Origin of the sequence: Proteus columbae (genome assembly GCF_009914335.1) — a bacterium.
Classification (GTDB): domain Bacteria; phylum Pseudomonadota; class Gammaproteobacteria; order Enterobacterales; family Enterobacteriaceae; genus Proteus.
Window position 1 is genome coordinate 504,243 of the sequence record NZ_CP043925.1, and the last position, 14,799, is coordinate 519,041.

The following is a 14,799-nucleotide window of genomic DNA, read 5'->3' on the forward strand; positions in this document are numbered from 1 at the left end:
TAATTCCCTGATAAACATAAATATTATCTACTTTATGGACAATGTTGATATAAACAGATGAGGGGTTTTATATCAACATAAATATCATTAGGTATTTTAATTAATCATCACGCTATTTAAGCGATGTATTTTAATTTCCACTGTTTAATCTGACTGTTGGGATTAATTAATACAAACTCATAATGTTCAAAATGAGAAAGTACCTTTTTAAATTCCAGTGCTGCTTTATCTAAATCCCACGATTTAGGGAAATAAAAGCCATCAAAAGGGATGTTTTCAAGTTGTGTACTAAATTGATGAATAAATTCATCAAACCCAGCATAAAAGAGTGCGATTTTTCCAGACCAATTAATGTGATAAGTATTATCTTGTTGGCGCTGGAAGTGAATTTGATGATTTTTACATGCATCATGGCCTAATAAGTAAATACTAAAAGCGGGGACTTCTGCTCTTTCTTCATCTTCATCACTATCGATTTGAGGGACAATATCAACATTAAATTGATGAGTAATAAAGTTATCAAAATCGAACGGCGTATTTCCTGTGCTGAGCAAAATACCTTGGTCATCAGACCAATAAGTTGAGGAGAGTGTACAACAGTGATAATTATCCCAAACAATGGGAGCTTGCCAGTGAGCTAGGCTGGTATATTCTTCTTCGTCATCTGATTCATCTTCGTCGATATCATCCAGATAATCCTCACCTTCACTTAAATAGTAATCGGCACTTCTAAGATGAAGATCAAACCAAAGTTGACCATGTTTATCTAATCGACCTGACCAGACAAATTCTGTAATTTTATGGGATTTCGGATAGGCACTATCAATAAAAGTAATGGTACGTACTGGTGTGGTCATGGTCTGTTTTCTTTTAAATATAGGTTTGTTTACTAGGGTAATAGAGTGATAACTATCAGCATGATTATGATAAAAGTGATACTCACTCTAAAATATCATACATTACACGGTGTAATAGAACTCAAATAAGTGAGATAGTGATGTTAACGGCATTAAATCAGCAACTACCTATTCCTTCTGCAATACATGAAAATGGAAAAGAAGAGAGATGGCCATTAATTGATAATAAATATGCCTTTCCCAAAGATTATATTGCGTTTATCACCCAATATGGATCAGGTCAGGTAGTTGATTTTATAACGTTATTTAACCCCTTTAGTAAAAATGAGTACATTAATTTTTTCCAGCAAAAAGAGCAGATCCTTGAAGATTTCAGCTCATTAATCAATGATGATCCTAATTACTATCGTTTTGTTCTATATCCAAAATGTAATGGGCTTTTACCCATTGGTGTTACTGATAATGGTGATACGCTTTTTTGGGTTGTTTTATCAGAAAATAGTGAGCTTTGGACAATGGCAATTATTCCATCTAGAGGATCAGAGGTAGAATTTATTGCAGAGAATCTGACAGGGTTTTTAGAGGGAGTTTTATCAAAACGAATACGTTGCCAATCATTCCCCGAGGGATTCCCATCAGAAAAAATGATATTTAGCCCAGAAGTTTGATGAGTTATTTTCCTATGGGGAGTTGAGTCACAAAATAGGAAGTAGCAAGTCCAATAAAGATAGAAATGCTAAAGCTAATCAGTGTACCTAACATAACATATTCTGTTAGCTTTTTATCTTGATCATTTTGTAATTCACCAAATCTAAATATTGATTTAGCTGCTAATAAAAAGCCAATTGCTGCAAATTGATTTAAAAGAATAAAAGTTAAGATTAGTATTCTTTCTAAATAACCAATAGATTGACCCGCAGAAACGAGTGTTGAGCCTTCTACTGCAACAGGTGTCCATTTCTTTAGTAACATATAAATAAGGCTCGAAATAGGCTTTAAAAGAATGATGTAGGCAAGAACAACAATAAGATATTTGTAGTTGATATTTTTAAAACTAAGATCATGGAATATTTGAGTATTTTGATCAACAAGCACTATCCATAAAAAGGTAATCATGAATAAATGAAGAGCTTGATCAGTAATAAACCATCTTAAAGAGTTATCAGTATAAGATTTACCAAGATCAAAAAAATAATGTGTTATTAATATAATTAGACTGTAAATGAAAATAAAACTAAAACTTATCTCAGACATTAAAACTAGAATAATAAAGGTTATTCCAGCGTGCAGTAGTGAGTGTAAGTAAAGCTCTTTAGATTTGTAATGTAGAGCATTTCGCGCTTCTATCCATGCTTTAGGTTGTAAATAAAAATCAAAAGCAATATGAGCAATATAGAGAGAAATAAGAAGCGTAAAATTATACATATCAATAAGCCTTGTTAATTAAATAATTAACGTATTGAATATATTCATCTATTAACTGGTAGTGGCTAGCGTTCAATAATCGTGTAATATTACTTCTCGATTTTTTTAATTCATTGGCAATAGCATAATGAGATTTATCTTCATTAACCATATATTTAAGTAAAACTTGCGCTTGTGCTCGAGTTATTTCTTTAAGTTGTATATCTAAGTATTTAGTCACTAAAGTAATATTTTTTTGAAATTCTTTATCTGATGTAGATATTGTTAATATTTCACTTTTCATCTTATCTAATCCTTCGCCCGATAAGATAAAGGCTTCACCCATTGATGTTCTAATATCATTACGCAATGGATTAATTTGACCGATACCAATACTTTGACGAGCACTGATGTTTAGTTCTGACGTTTTCAATGCTAATTGAATAACGATAGCAACTTTAATGGCATCATAAGCGTGTAAGCAAACAAGTTGGAAGGAGTCACCGCGATATCTGTCATATTTAAGTGGTAACTGTTCTGAGAGTAATTGAACCGTCTGCTCCAAGGTATAGAGCATAACATCATAGTTTTCAGGTGTGATGTTTCTAGAGCCTATGATATCACCTGTAATCACACTTACGATGTCTTTATTCATTAGCGTGCTCTTATTATTTTGTGAGAGAAATAGAATGAGTATAGTGATCTTTTACTCAGTTATTTAATTGAAATACAAAAAATAATGTTACCATATTTGGTAACATGGTCAAATGTTACCATATTGGGTAACTTAATGATTTATGTTATAGAGCAAGCGTGAAAAATAGGCAACAAAAAAGCCTTTTCTGGAAACCCAGAAAAGGCTTTTTATAAAAATAGACCTAACTGACTAGGATCAGTTCATGCCGTATTTTTTCAGTTTCTTACGCAGTGTACCACGGTTAATGCCCATCATTTGCGCTGCACGCGTTTGGTTGCCACGGGTGTACTGCATTACCATGTCCAACAATGGCTGTTCAACTTCAGCCAATACTAGCTCATATAAGTCATTAACATCTTGACCATTTAATTGAGCAAAATAGTTCTTCAGTGCTTGTTTAACTGAGTCACGTAAAGGTTTTTGGGTCACCTGATCTTGTGAATTTACGGTGGCAACTGTTAGTACGTCTGAATTTACGCGTTGTTCGAACATAGTTCTGTCAGCTCTTTTATTTATTTACGCAAAAAATTTTCGAAATATGCTTCCAACGCCTCCAGCTGTTCGCTGGCATCCTCTATGGCGTTGAAGGAGCGCCGAAACTGGTCATCAGGGGCATGTTCCTTGAGATACCAAGAGACATGCTTGCGTGCAATGCGAGTTCCTTTGCCTTGACCGTAAAAGTCGTGCAACTCACGCACATGCTTTTGCATTATTTGTTGTACCTCTGCAATCGGCAGAGGGGGCAACAGTTCACCTGTGTCCAGATAGTGCTGGATTTCCCGAAAGATCCAGGGTCTTCCCTGAGCAGCGCGACCGATCATCAAAGCATCGGCTCCAGTGTAGTCTAATACTGCTCTGGCTTTTAGCGGGTCTGTTATGTCTCCATTCGCAATAATGGGAATAGAAACACTCTGCTTAACTGTCCGAATACTGTCGTATTCGGCTTCCCCTTTGAACAAACACTCGCGTGTACGTCCATGAATAGTGAGAGCCTGAATACCACAACGTTCAGCCAATTTGGCAATCTCTACACAGTTACGTTCATCAGGTGACCAGCCAGTACGGATCTTGAGAGTAACAGGAACATCTACCGCGTTAACCACAGCAGAGAGGATCTCTGCGACAAGGTCGGGATGACGAAGTAGTGCTGAACCGGCTAGCTTTTTATTCACCTTTTTTGCAGGGCAACCCATGTTAATGTCGATAATTTGAGCGCCACTATCTGCGTTTATTTTCGCAGCTGCCGCCATATCAACGGGATCACTTCCTGCAATTTGTACGGAGCGGATCCCCAATTCATCACTATGTACCATTCGTAATCGAGACTTGTCTGTCTGCCAAACCTGAGGATTGGAAGAAAGCATTTCAGAAACTGTCATACCCGCACCCATATCATAGCAAAGTGACCGAAAAGGTCGGTCTGTAACGCCAGCCATGGGAGCCGCGATAAGGCAATTTTTTAACTGATACTGTCCGATTCGCATAGATGAAAAGAGGGCCAAACTGTGACTGCAAGGGCGCGTATATTACGCATTTTTTGCCAGATATGAAAGGACAAAGTTTAACCAAATTGCGAAAAAAAGTTACTTTTTTACACTTGATTTTTTATGAACTGATTATTTAATCAATAAAAACATAATGTTATGTATTTTTAAAAAATTAAAAATTGACGATATAGAATTGATAAACAAGTGGAACTAAGTAGAGTTTATCAGGCAAAAATGTGATTAATGCCTGATAAACAATAATTAAGTGAAATTTTAACGCAATGAGATTATCTCATTTTGGTTAATATTTGTTCGATGTTATTTTTTCACACCGGTAATACGGCACCACTCTTCTTTTTCGGCAACAGGATCTAAGTTAAATAGTCCTTCATAGGCGGCTGCTACACCTTCTGCTTGTGTCGCTAACACACCAGAAAGGCCTAGGTGTCCACCTTGACGTGGCAGTGTACTGATAACAGGTGCAAGTTCACGCAATGGACCTGCTAAAATATTAGCGACGACAACATCGGCACTGAGGTTATCTGGTTGGTCTTTTGCCAGATACAGTGTGAGTGCGTCAGAAACGCCATTACGCTGCGCATTATCACGGCTTGCTTGGATGGCTTGAGGATCGATATCAATACCAATTGCTTTAGCTGCACCCAGCTTTAATGCCGCAATAGCTAAAATGCCAGAGCCACAACCGAAGTCGATAACCGTTTTACCCACTAAATCTAAACCATCAAGCCACTGAAGGCATAATGAGGTAGTAGGGTGGGTACCTGTACCAAAGGCAAGACCAGGGTCTAGCATGACGTTCACGGCGTTAGGATCAGGTACTTCACGCCAGCTTGGGCAAATCCATAAACGCTCACCGAAACGCATTGGGTGGAAGTTATCCATCCATTCACGTTCCCAATCTTTATCTTCGAGTTGTTCAACTTTGTGCAGGAAGCCTTTACCGAGTAGTGGCGTATTTTCTAACATCGCCACAACGATTTTCATGTCAGTTTCTGCATCATATAAACCGATAACGTCAGTATCACCCCAAAGGCGAGTTTCACCCGGTAACGGTTCAAAAATAGGGGTATCGTGACTATCTTGGAAAGTCACTGAAACGGCACCGCTTTCAACCAATTCATCACCAATAGCTTCTGCATTAGCGGCGGTTGCATTAAGTCTTAATTGTATCCAAGGCATAATTAGTCTCTTTAAAAACGAATTCACTGTAATGATGCTGATTGAGGCAGAGTATGCTCTCCAAATCGATTAGCCACAAGAAACGCGACTAAGCTCAATAACAGTGATGGAACAATGGGGTGAAATCCAGCGATCTGGATGTTAAATGTCGCAAGGGTGGCATAGAGTGTGGCACCTGTGATCATGCCCGCAATAGCACCATAACGGTTAGCTTTTTCCCAATAAAGCCCAAGAACTAAAGGCCATAAGAAAACAGCTTGTAGGCCACCAAAAGCAAGTAAGTTAAGCCAAATAATCATTGATGGTGGGTTCCATGCTGCAAATAGCAGTAACACACCTAAAATCAAGGTCGAAAGGCTCGATAAACGAGAGATGCGTTTCTCGTTAGTTATCGCATGCGGAGCGATATTGAGATAGAGATCTTTGACCAAAGTTGCTGACGATTGTAACAGTTGCGCATTTATCGTCGACATAATGGCGGCCATAGGCGCAGCAAGGAAAATACCGGCTGCAATAGGCGGTAATACTTCAACCATTAATGTTGGAATAACTTGATCAGGAACAGTGAGATCAGGAATGATCGCCCGACCTAATGCGCCAGCAAAGTGCATACCAAACATCAATAATGACATCACGATTGTGCCAATAATGATCCCTTTATGCATGGCTTTACTGTCTTTGTAAGAGATGCAACGTACCGCAGTATGTGGCAAGCCAATAACACCAAAACAGACAAGAACCCAGAATGATGCCATAAACGGACCACTTAAAATCCCATCAGCCCCTTGAGGAGAGGTTAATGCAGGATCGATGGTATTGAGTTTTTGTATCGCAACATCTAATCCACCTGCTTTATAGATAATGGCAAACAGGAGAATAAATGTACCAAGTAGCATCACAAGGCCTTGTAAGGCATCGTTTAATACGCTGGCTCTAAATCCGCCAATCGCAGTATACAGCGCAATGGAGATCCCAAAGATCAGCAAGCCGAATTCATAAGGAATGCCTGCTGCAGTTTCTAATAAGCGTGCTCCACCAATAAATTGCACAGTCATCGCGCCGACAAAAGCGACTAACAGGCTTAAACTGGCAAACCAGACGAGGAAACGACTTTTGTAACGAGCATAAAGCATGTCATTTAAGGTAACAGCATTATAACGGCGCGCTAAAATGGCAAACTTTTTCCCTAAAACACCCAAAGAGAGCCAAATAGCGGGAAGTTGGATCATTGAAAGTAATACCCAACCAATACCGTATTTATAGGCAGCACCCGGCCCGCCAATAAAGGAGCTTGCACTGACATAAGTTGCAGTGATAGTCATGGCTAGCACGAAGCCACCCATTGAGCGGTTACCAAGAAAATATTCGTTAAGAAATTCGCCTTTTTCGCGCTTACGATAAGCATAAGCTGACAGCAGAAAAACTAACAGAAGGTAGCCAATCAGTGGCACTATGACTTCAGTTTGCATCGTCATGCTCATCTCCTAACGGCATATCTTTGAAAAAGTAGCGCACCATCAGATAGCACAACAGAAAAAACAAAACAGGTAGGAATAAGCATGAAAGCTCAAACCAAAGAGGTAAACCAGTAATGCCTAGTGTGTTATCAGGTAAATAGGCGGTAATTAACCAACCCAACAAATACATAAAAGTTAAAATTAGGGCCCAAAGGGCTTCTTTGTGGGCCTGAACAAAACGTTTGTCCATCTGTTCTCCCAATCTTAATAGGGTTAAAAATGAATGGGAGGATTGTACGGGAAAGTGAGTATTGATTCAGTGAAAATTAATCACAAAGTCATGAGGGAGTATTAAAAATAGATTATCTTATTGTTTTTAAATATAAATATGAAAGAAAACAGTACGGGTTTTAATTAAGAAATGCGCTTAATTTGTCCTCTATGGATCTGTTTATGGCGGGTCATCAGCAATAAAAAAGGCATAGTAAATAAACTATGCCTTTTTTTGTTAAGCGAGAAAGATTATTTCTCAGCTAAACCTAAACGTTTTTCAAGGTAGTGAATGTTTGTACCACCTTTTTGGAAATTCTCATCATTCATAATGAACTGGTGCAGTTCAATATTGGTTTTAATACCATCAATGATAAGTTCCGCCAACGCATTTTTCATACGAGAGATCGCGATTTCGCGTGTTTCACCGTAAGTGATCAATTTACCAATCATTGAATCATAGTGAGGTGGAACAGTATAACCTGCGTAAATATGCGATTCCCAACGTACACCAAATCCACCTGGTGAGTGGAAGCGAGTAATTGTACCCGGGCTTGGCATGAAGGTTTTTGGATCTTCTGCGTTGATACGACATTCAATTGCATGACCATGAACGTTAACTTGATCTTGCGTTACTGATAAAGGTAAGCCAGATGCAATGCGTAACTGTTCTTTGATTAAGTCGATGCCAGTGATCATTTCTGTTACTGGATGTTCAACCTGAATACGGGTGTTCATCTCAATAAAGTAGAATTCGCCATTTTCATACAGGAATTCGAATGTACCTGCACCACGATAGCCGATTTCAATACATGCGTTCGCACAGCGTTCGCCGATATTTTTACGGATTTCAGGGGTAATACCTGGTGCTGGAGCTTCTTCAACAACTTTTTGGTGACGACGTTGCATTGAGCAATCACGTTCAGCCAAATAGATTGCATTACCTTGACCATCAGCCATAACTTGAATTTCAACATGGCGTGGGTTTTCAAGGTATTTTTCCATGTATACCATGTCGTTGCTAAATGCCGCTTTTGCTTCCGCACGCGTCATTGTAATGGATTGTTCAAGATCTTTTTCAGCACGAACAACACGCATACCGCGTCCACCACCACCACCAGAGGCTTTGATGATAACTGGGTAGCCAATACGTTTAGCAATTTCAATATTTTTCGCAGTGTCGTTACCTAAAGGACCGTCCGATCCTGGTACACAAGGAACACCCGCTTTTTTCATCGCTTCAATAGCAGAAACTTTATCACCCATTAGGCGGATGGTTTCAGCTTTCGGACCGATAAAAATAAAGCCAGAGCGTTCAACTTGCTCTGCGAAATCAGCATTTTCAGACAGGAAACCGTATCCTGGATGAATGGCTTGTGCGCCACTGATCTCAGCCGCTGCGATAATTGCAGGGATATTTAGGTAACTTTTTGCTGAAGCAGCGGGACCAATACAGATAGTCTCGTCTGCCAGCAGAACGTGTTTTAAATCACGGTCTGCCGTGGAGTGAACAGCAACTGCTTTGATCCCAAGCTCTTTACATGCTCTTAGGATACGCAGTGCAATCTCACCACGGTTGGCAATGAGGATTTTTTCTAGCATGGACCTGCCTCGTTATTCGATAACAAAGAGTGGAGCGTCAAACTCAACGTTGTCGCCATCTTGGCAAAGGATAGATTTAACAACACCTGCTTTGTCAGATTCAATCTGGTTCATCATTTTCATTGCTTCAACGATGCACAGAGTATCGCCTACATTGACTTGCTGACCGACTTCAACAAATTTCTTAGCTTCAGGGCTTGGTGAGCGGTAGAACGTTCCGACCATTGGTGAACGAACAACGTGACCACTGATTTCTTGCGTTGGTGTAGCCGCTGGTGTTTCTGGCGCTACAGGCGCAACTGCATTTGCTAATGCAGGTTGAGGTGCCACTGGTGCCGCAAAATATTGCTGAGGAGCCATTTGACCCTGAAGACCAGAGTTACGACTAATACGTACTGACTCTTCACCTTCAGAGATTTCCAGTTCAGAAATGCCAGACTCTTCGACTAGCTCGATCAGTTTTTTAATTTTACGAATATCCATGAGTTGATTCCGTACTCTTTTTGATGTTTTTTATTAAGACAAGCGGCTGACCGCTGCCTGTAAAGCAAATCGATAACCTTCTGCACCTAATCCACAGATTACGCCTGTTGCGATATCAGAGAGATATGAATGGTGACGGAAAGGCTCCCGACTGTAGACATTGGACAGGTGAATTTCAATAAATGGAATATTCACCCCTAATAATGCATCACGCAGTGCAACACTGGTATGCGTGAAAGCTGCAGGATTGATTAATATATAATCGACATTACCCCGAGCTGCATGAATTTTATTTATCAGCTCAAATTCAGCGTTAGACTGAAAATGACTGAGTTTCACATTTAATGCCTGAGCATCTGCTGACAAACTTTGAACGATATCATCCAGAGTTAGGTGTCCGTAGGTTTCCGGCTCTCTTGTTCCAAGCAGGTTTAGATTCGGACCATTCAGGAGCAAAATATGAAAATTTTCCGACATTATGCTTCTATCTCCGTCAATTCGTCAACGAAATGACAAAATAACCTGTGCTTTTCGTTTTGTCATCTTTTATTGTATCCATTGCTACGATACATATCACAAAGTCCGACATTATAGACATTTCACAGAAGATAACAGCAAAATACTGGTCTAATCAGGGAATGAAGGGTTTATTTTGATGAAAAGTTAAAATTTTTTACAAGATTGTAAACGGGAGAAAGCAAAATAAACAGGTGTCTAAAAAATAATCATAACACCACGTTATTTATTGATGTCACTGGAAATCTGAACTTCTTTGAGATCAATCATCAATATATATCATAAATGTGATCTGAATCACAATTTTATATCTGTTTCACACACAAAGAAGCTTATTCTGGCACTAAATAAGGTGAATTAATGCCAGAAATAAGCAGATAAAAACCGAGAATTAGCAAAAAAATACCGTAAACCTTCGCCTAATGCGGGTGGGTAGCAGTTACAGTTTTACTAAGGTTCTACCTGTCACTTGATTATCCATAATCATCTGAGCATAACGAGGAACTTCATCAAGTGTAATTTCTGTCATCGCTTGCTGATAGAACGTTTCTGGTAGTAATTTTAATAAACGTTGCCAAACCTGAGCGCGTTTTTCTGCTGGGAAATAAACAGAATCGACGCCTTGTAAGCGAACATTACGTAAAATAAAAGGCATGACGGTTGTTGGCAAAGAGAAACCACCAGCTAATCCACAAGCCGCTACTGTTCCGTTATAGTTTGTCTGTGACAGAATATTGGCAAGAATTTGCCCACCTACGGTATCAATTGCACCCGCCCAGCGTTGTTTATCTAAAGCTCTGCCCGCAGGCTCAAACTCTTCACGAGTGATAATATTTTTGGCGCCAAGTTTGCGTAAATAGTCATGGTTACTCGCTCTGCCACTTAATGCGGTAACTTGATAGCCTAATGCTGTTAGCAAACTAATAGCGGTACTTCCGACACCACCACTGGCTCCAGTGACTAAAATATCACCACTTTCAGGTGTAATGCCGCCTTGTTCTAATGCCATCACACAAAGCATGGCAGTAAAACCCGCAGTCCCAATTATCATGGCATTTTTTAAAGAGAGTCCTTCTGGCACAACGGTTAACCAATCACCTTTTACACCTGCTTTTTGTGCAAGGCCACCCCAGTGATTTTCACCTACTCCCCAGCCGGTTAATAAGACATGTTGACCAATGTGGAAGCGAGGATCTTCGGTGTGATGAACAACACCCGAAAAATCGATACCCGGCACCATTGGAAATTGGCGCAGTATTTTTCCCTTGCCTGTGATAGCGAGTCCATCTTTATAGTTAAGCGTTGAGTAATGAATATCGACAATAACATCATGAATAGGCAGTATTTTTTCATCAATGTTTTGTACGTTGGTACTGAGTTTGTTGTCATTTTGTTCTACTAATAATGCTTTCATCTTGACCCCTCATCGATTTCTATTTGTGTCATGATAGGTGATTTTTTAGATTTCGTCGTGATTGTGCACAATATCTATTGTAATAATGAGACAAATAATCCTTTTTTAGTGTATAAACGGGGGTTCTACGTTTATTGGTGCAGAGATTATTCTGAGTTTTATATCTTGGTAATTAGATAACACCGTTAATGGGTTACGATTGGATAAAAATTAGCATTTCTCTTTATGCTCGAAATAAAGATAATGTATCGTCTTAGAAGTATTCGAGGTGGGTACTTTGGTTGTTATCTCAGTCAAATTTTGCCAGTAAAACACCATTTAATATCAATAGAATAATTGTGCTTATTCAAATGAATAAATTTTATTTGAACTTGCAATGAGACTTTTGAGTCACAGTGTGGCAACTAAGTAAGATTTTTCTTTATTGATGTGAGCGTTGTTTGTATTGTTACATAAGTCAAATATAAACAGCGTAGGATCGAAATTATGCGTTAATCGTTCTAATTAGCCCATTTTTATGCAGTTTTTTTCTGCTCCAATTGGGAAAAGTAACGTAGAATATTGTGCCTTTATGATTATTTACGTGTCCACTTTAATCTAAGTAGTGAATCGCGCCTTGTCGCTGCTTATTGTGGTTGATAGAGTAGACGGATTTTTCCGTCCCGGCTTGCAGGATTATCCTTTCGTATGTTTAAAAAATTTCGTGGCATGTTTTCCAACGATTTGTCTATTGACTTGGGTACCGCCAATACCCTTATTTATGTCAAAGGACAGGGTATTGTTCTCGATGAACCCTCCGTTGTCGCTATTCGCCAAGATCGCGCTGGCACATCAAAAAGTGTTGCAGCTGTAGGGCATGAAGCCAAACAGATGTTAGGGCGTACACCTGGGAATATCGCTGCTATCCGTCCAATGAAAGACGGTGTGATTGCTGATTTTTATGTAACCGAAAAAATGCTTCAGCACTTCATAAAACAGGTTCATAACAATAGCTTTATGCGTCCAAGTCCTCGTGTATTAGTTTGTGTACCAGTAGGAGCCACTCAAGTAGAACGCAGAGCTATCCGTGAATCAGCATTAAGTGCGGGTGCTCGTGAAGTGTTCTTAATTGAAGAACCTATGTCTGCGGCAATCGGTGCAGGCTTACCTGTTTCTGAAGCAACAGGCTCAATGGTGGTCGATATTGGTGGTGGTACAACAGAAGTTGCCGTGATTTCATTAAACGGTGTCGTTTACTCTTCTTCTGTTCGTATCGGTGGTGACCGTTTTGATGAAGCTATCATTAACTATGTGCGTCGTAACTACGGTTCACTGATTGGTGAAGCAACCGCAGAACGTATCAAACACGATATCGGTTCAGCTTATCCTTCTGATGAAGTCAATGAGATTGAAGTTCGTGGTCGTAACCTTGCAGAAGGTGTACCTCGTAGCTTTACTTTAAACTCTAATGAAATTCTTGAAGCATTACAGGAACCATTAACGGGTATCGTTAGTGCAGTGATGGTTGCATTAGAACAATGTCCACCAGAATTGGCCTCTGATATTTCAGAGCGCGGTATGGTATTAACAGGTGGTGGTGCATTATTACGTAACCTAGACCGTTTATTAATGGAAGAGACAGGTATTCCTGTGATTGTTGCTGAAGATCCTCTGACCTGTGTCGCTCGTGGCGGTGGTAAAGCATTAGAAATGATCGATATGCACGGTGGCGATCTGTTTAGCGAAGATTGAGATTAATTCTGACAAGGGAGAATGGATTCCCCCTTGATGAGAATATTAACACCTGTTCTTTTACTTCTCCGTGTGAGTGATCTTAGAGTTTATGAAGCCAATTTTTAGTCGGGGTCCTTCCCTGCAACTAAGATTAATAATCGCCGTGGTTGTCGCTATCTCTTTATTGATTGCTGATAACCGTATTGGTGCATTTTCTAAAGTCCGCCAGTATCTTGATACTGCTGTTAGTCCCTTCTATTTTCTTGCAAATGGTCCACGCCGTTTCCTTGATCAAATTTCAGAAACATTTGCCACGCGTGAGCGTTTACAATTTGAGAATCAAGCGTTAAGAAAAGAGTTATTAGTTCGTAGCGGAGAAAGCCAATTACTGGAGCAATTTAAGCAAGAGAATGCCCGTTTACGAGAATTACTTGGTTCACCACTGCGCCAAAATGAACAAATGACAGTAACGCAAGTTTTGTCTGGGAATAGCACGCCTTATCGAGATCAAGTGGTTATTGATAAAGGAACCAACGATGGCGTCTATGAAGGGCAACCTGTTATTAGTGATAAAGGTGTCGTAGGACAAGTTATTGCCGTAAGTGAGCTTACGAGCCGTGTATTATTAATATGCGACACTTCTCATGCATTACCTGTACAAGTTTTACGTAACGATATTCGTGTTATAGCTTCTGGTGCGGGCTGTGCCGATGATTTATTGTTAGAAGCATTACCTGCCAATATTGATATTCGTGTAGGCGATGTTTTAGTGACATCAGGATTGGGTGGTCGTTTTCCAGAAGGGTATCCTGTTGGTGTGGTATCTTCAGTTAAAGTGGATAATCAGCGGGCTTATTCCGTGATTAATGTTCGACCTTCAGCAGAGCTACAACGTTTACGCTATTTGCTTTTATTATGGAATGCATCAGACAAAATGGGAGAGCCTCCTCTACCTTCAGAGGTTTATCACGCGGCTAATGAGCGTTTAATGCAACTGATGCCTCAGGTTTTACCTAATTATGAACAAGCAGGGCCACCGCTTCCTCGTTCAATGTCTCAAGAGCCGTTAGACAGTACGACAGAAGAAACTAACGGAACCACGACACCAGCAACAACTCCTGCTACAACAAATACACCGACTAGTACAAATAGAAGTAGGTAGACACGATGAATCCATATCAAAGTCGTGGGCGTTGGGTTGTTTGGCTCTCTTTTCTTGTCGCATTAGTTTTACAAATTATGCCGTGGCCAGAACAGTTAGAAGTGTATCGACCTATTTGGCCGATGTTATTTCTTATTTATTGGATAACAGCAATACCTCATCGTGTTAGTGTCGGAACCGCATTTGTCTTGGGTATGATTATGGATCTAGTCCAAGGAACTACCCTAGGTGTCAATGCATTGGCCTATACTTTAGTGAGTTATGTCATCGCCTTTAAATATCAGCTTTTTTGTAATTTAGCGTTATGGCAACAAGCCTTAGTGGTAATGTTAAGTGTTGTCGTTGTTGATCTTGCTGTATTTTGGGCAGAATTTTTACTTTCACCTGTGACTTTTCACCCTCAAGTATTCTGGAATAGCCCAGTCAGTGGTATTCTTTGGCCATGGCTTTATTTTTTACTTCGCAAAATCCGTCACCAGTTTTTAGTTCACTAAGTTATTGGATCATGGCGGTCACTTTTGCGTTACCGTCATGAGG

The 14,799-nt window shown here is 39.7% G+C and carries 16 protein-coding genes; 4 read left to right on the forward strand and 12 right to left on the reverse strand.

Annotated features, from left to right (window positions below; all coding sequences use genetic code 11):
- Positions 1 to 116 precede the first annotated feature (116 nt).
- Positions 117 to 857, reverse strand: a complete 741-nt coding sequence (locus F1325_RS02425; RefSeq protein ID WP_160229953.1) for a hypothetical protein — start codon at positions 855 to 857, stop codon at positions 117 to 119.
- Positions 858 to 997: 140 nt separating this feature from the next.
- On the opposite strand from F1325_RS02425, the gene F1325_RS02430 reads away from it, so the two are divergent.
- The gene (locus F1325_RS02430) at positions 998 to 1,525 is read left to right on the forward strand and encodes an SMI1/KNR4 family protein (RefSeq protein WP_244185006.1); all 528 of its coding nucleotides are present in this window, start codon (positions 998 to 1,000) and stop codon (positions 1,523 to 1,525) included.
- A gap of 4 nt (positions 1,526 to 1,529) precedes the next feature.
- Here the strand turns inward: F1325_RS02430 and F1325_RS02435 are convergent, their stop codons facing one another.
- The 11 genes from F1325_RS02435 to F1325_RS02485 all read right to left on the reverse strand — a co-directional run bounded on the left by F1325_RS02435 (position 1,530) and on the right by F1325_RS02485 (position 11,387).
- Positions 1,530 to 2,282, reverse strand: a complete 753-nt coding sequence (locus F1325_RS02435) for a DUF3307 domain-containing protein (protein ID WP_109372006.1) — start codon at positions 2,280 to 2,282, stop codon at positions 1,530 to 1,532.
- 1 nt (position 2,283) lies between these two features.
- Positions 2,284 to 2,916, reverse strand: a complete 633-nt coding sequence (locus tag F1325_RS02440; protein WP_109372004.1) for a hypothetical protein — start codon at positions 2,914 to 2,916, stop codon at positions 2,284 to 2,286.
- A 237-nt stretch (positions 2,917 to 3,153) separates the two neighbouring features.
- Positions 3,154 to 3,450 carry a DNA-binding transcriptional regulator Fis gene (gene fis / locus F1325_RS02445; RefSeq protein ID WP_004245342.1) on the reverse strand — a complete coding sequence of 99 codons (297 nt, stop codon included), beginning with the start codon at positions 3,448 to 3,450 and terminating at the stop codon, positions 3,154 to 3,156.
- A gap of 20 nt (positions 3,451 to 3,470) precedes the next feature.
- Positions 3,471 to 4,442 carry a tRNA dihydrouridine synthase DusB gene (gene dusB / locus F1325_RS02450; protein ID WP_069368388.1) on the reverse strand — a complete coding sequence of 324 codons (972 nt, stop codon included), beginning with the start codon at positions 4,440 to 4,442 and terminating at the stop codon, positions 3,471 to 3,473.
- Between the two features lie 321 nt (positions 4,443 to 4,763).
- Positions 4,764 to 5,645 carry a 50S ribosomal protein L11 methyltransferase gene (prmA, locus tag F1325_RS02455; RefSeq protein WP_109371982.1) on the reverse strand — a complete coding sequence of 294 codons (882 nt, stop codon included), beginning with the start codon at positions 5,643 to 5,645 and terminating at the stop codon, positions 4,764 to 4,766.
- Positions 5,646 to 5,668: 23 nt separating this feature from the next.
- Complete coding sequence (gene panF, locus F1325_RS02460; RefSeq protein ID WP_109372079.1) at positions 5,669 to 7,114, reverse strand: sodium/pantothenate symporter; 1,446 nt, start codon at positions 7,112 to 7,114, stop codon at positions 5,669 to 5,671.
- Entirely contained in the window at positions 7,104 to 7,352 is a 249-nt protein-coding gene (locus F1325_RS02465) for a YhdT family protein (protein ID WP_023582900.1), read from the reverse strand. Before F1325_RS02465 ends, panF begins: the two co-directional genes overlap by 11 nt.
- 272 nt (positions 7,353 to 7,624) lie before the next feature.
- Positions 7,625 to 8,974 (reverse strand): acetyl-CoA carboxylase biotin carboxylase subunit, encoded by a 1,350-nt coding sequence (gene accC, locus F1325_RS02470; RefSeq protein WP_109371980.1) that lies wholly within the window; start codon positions 8,972 to 8,974, stop codon positions 7,625 to 7,627.
- A 12-nt stretch (positions 8,975 to 8,986) separates the two neighbouring features.
- On the reverse strand, positions 8,987 to 9,457 hold the full coding sequence (gene accB, locus F1325_RS02475) for an acetyl-CoA carboxylase biotin carboxyl carrier protein (protein WP_023582895.1): 471 nt from the start codon (positions 9,455 to 9,457) through the stop codon (positions 8,987 to 8,989).
- 33 nt (positions 9,458 to 9,490) lie between these two features.
- Positions 9,491 to 9,934, reverse strand: coding sequence for a type II 3-dehydroquinate dehydratase (gene aroQ / locus F1325_RS02480; protein WP_006535378.1), 444 nt, complete (start codon positions 9,932 to 9,934; stop codon positions 9,491 to 9,493).
- 478 nt (positions 9,935 to 10,412) lie between these two features.
- Positions 10,413 to 11,387, reverse strand: coding sequence for an MDR family oxidoreductase (locus tag F1325_RS02485; RefSeq protein ID WP_109371978.1), 975 nt, complete (start codon positions 11,385 to 11,387; stop codon positions 10,413 to 10,415).
- A 687-nt stretch (positions 11,388 to 12,074) separates the two neighbouring features.
- Here F1325_RS02485 and mreB point away from each other — a divergent pair.
- From mreB to mreD, 3 genes are all read left to right on the forward strand, one after another.
- The gene (gene mreB, locus F1325_RS02490) at positions 12,075 to 13,118 is read left to right on the forward strand and encodes a rod shape-determining protein MreB (RefSeq protein ID WP_023582893.1); all 1,044 of its coding nucleotides are present in this window, start codon (positions 12,075 to 12,077) and stop codon (positions 13,116 to 13,118) included.
- A 91-nt stretch (positions 13,119 to 13,209) separates the two neighbouring features.
- Positions 13,210 to 14,262, forward strand: a complete 1,053-nt coding sequence (gene mreC, locus F1325_RS02495) for a rod shape-determining protein MreC (RefSeq protein WP_160229954.1) — start codon at positions 13,210 to 13,212, stop codon at positions 14,260 to 14,262.
- 5 nt (positions 14,263 to 14,267) lie between these two features.
- The gene (gene mreD / locus F1325_RS02500; RefSeq protein WP_100159963.1) at positions 14,268 to 14,756 is read left to right on the forward strand and encodes a rod shape-determining protein MreD; all 489 of its coding nucleotides are present in this window, start codon (positions 14,268 to 14,270) and stop codon (positions 14,754 to 14,756) included.
- Positions 14,757 to 14,799 lie beyond the last annotated feature (43 nt).

What these genes read in the sequence shown, in the direction of transcription:
- F1325_RS02425 (WP_160229953.1), bottom strand. Translation starts at nt 857, where the DNA reads ATGACCACACCAGTACGTACCATTACTTTTATTGATAGTGCCTATCCG.
- F1325_RS02430 (WP_244185006.1), top strand. Translation starts at nt 998, where the DNA reads ATGTTAACGGCATTAAATCAGCAACTACCTATTCCTTCTGCAATACAT.
- F1325_RS02435 (WP_109372006.1), bottom strand. Translation starts at nt 2,282, where the DNA reads ATGTATAATTTTACGCTTCTTATTTCTCTCTATATTGCTCATATTGCT.
- F1325_RS02440 (WP_109372004.1), bottom strand. Translation starts at nt 2,916, where the DNA reads ATGAATAAAGACATCGTAAGTGTGATTACAGGTGATATCATAGGCTCT.
- fis (WP_004245342.1), bottom strand. Translation starts at nt 3,450, where the DNA reads ATGTTCGAACAACGCGTAAATTCAGACGTACTAACAGTTGCCACCGTA.
- dusB (WP_069368388.1), bottom strand. Translation starts at nt 4,442, where the DNA reads ATGCGAATCGGACAGTATCAGTTAAAAAATTGCCTTATCGCGGCTCCC.
- prmA (WP_109371982.1), bottom strand. Translation starts at nt 5,645, where the DNA reads ATGCCTTGGATACAATTAAGACTTAATGCAACCGCCGCTAATGCAGAA.
- panF (WP_109372079.1), bottom strand. Translation starts at nt 7,114, where the DNA reads ATGCAAACTGAAGTCATAGTGCCACTGATTGGCTACCTTCTGTTAGTT.
- F1325_RS02465 (WP_023582900.1), bottom strand. Translation starts at nt 7,352, where the DNA reads ATGGACAAACGTTTTGTTCAGGCCCACAAAGAAGCCCTTTGGGCCCTA.
- accC (WP_109371980.1), bottom strand. Translation starts at nt 8,974, where the DNA reads ATGCTAGAAAAAATCCTCATTGCCAACCGTGGTGAGATTGCACTGCGT.
- accB (WP_023582895.1), bottom strand. Translation starts at nt 9,457, where the DNA reads ATGGATATTCGTAAAATTAAAAAACTGATCGAGCTAGTCGAAGAGTCT.
- aroQ (WP_006535378.1), bottom strand. Translation starts at nt 9,934, where the DNA reads ATGTCGGAAAATTTTCATATTTTGCTCCTGAATGGTCCGAATCTAAAC.
- F1325_RS02485 (WP_109371978.1), bottom strand. Translation starts at nt 11,387, where the DNA reads ATGAAAGCATTATTAGTAGAACAAAATGACAACAAACTCAGTACCAAC.
- mreB (WP_023582893.1), top strand. Translation starts at nt 12,075, where the DNA reads ATGTTTAAAAAATTTCGTGGCATGTTTTCCAACGATTTGTCTATTGAC.
- mreC (WP_160229954.1), top strand. Translation starts at nt 13,210, where the DNA reads ATGAAGCCAATTTTTAGTCGGGGTCCTTCCCTGCAACTAAGATTAATA.
- mreD (WP_100159963.1), top strand. Translation starts at nt 14,268, where the DNA reads ATGAATCCATATCAAAGTCGTGGGCGTTGGGTTGTTTGGCTCTCTTTT.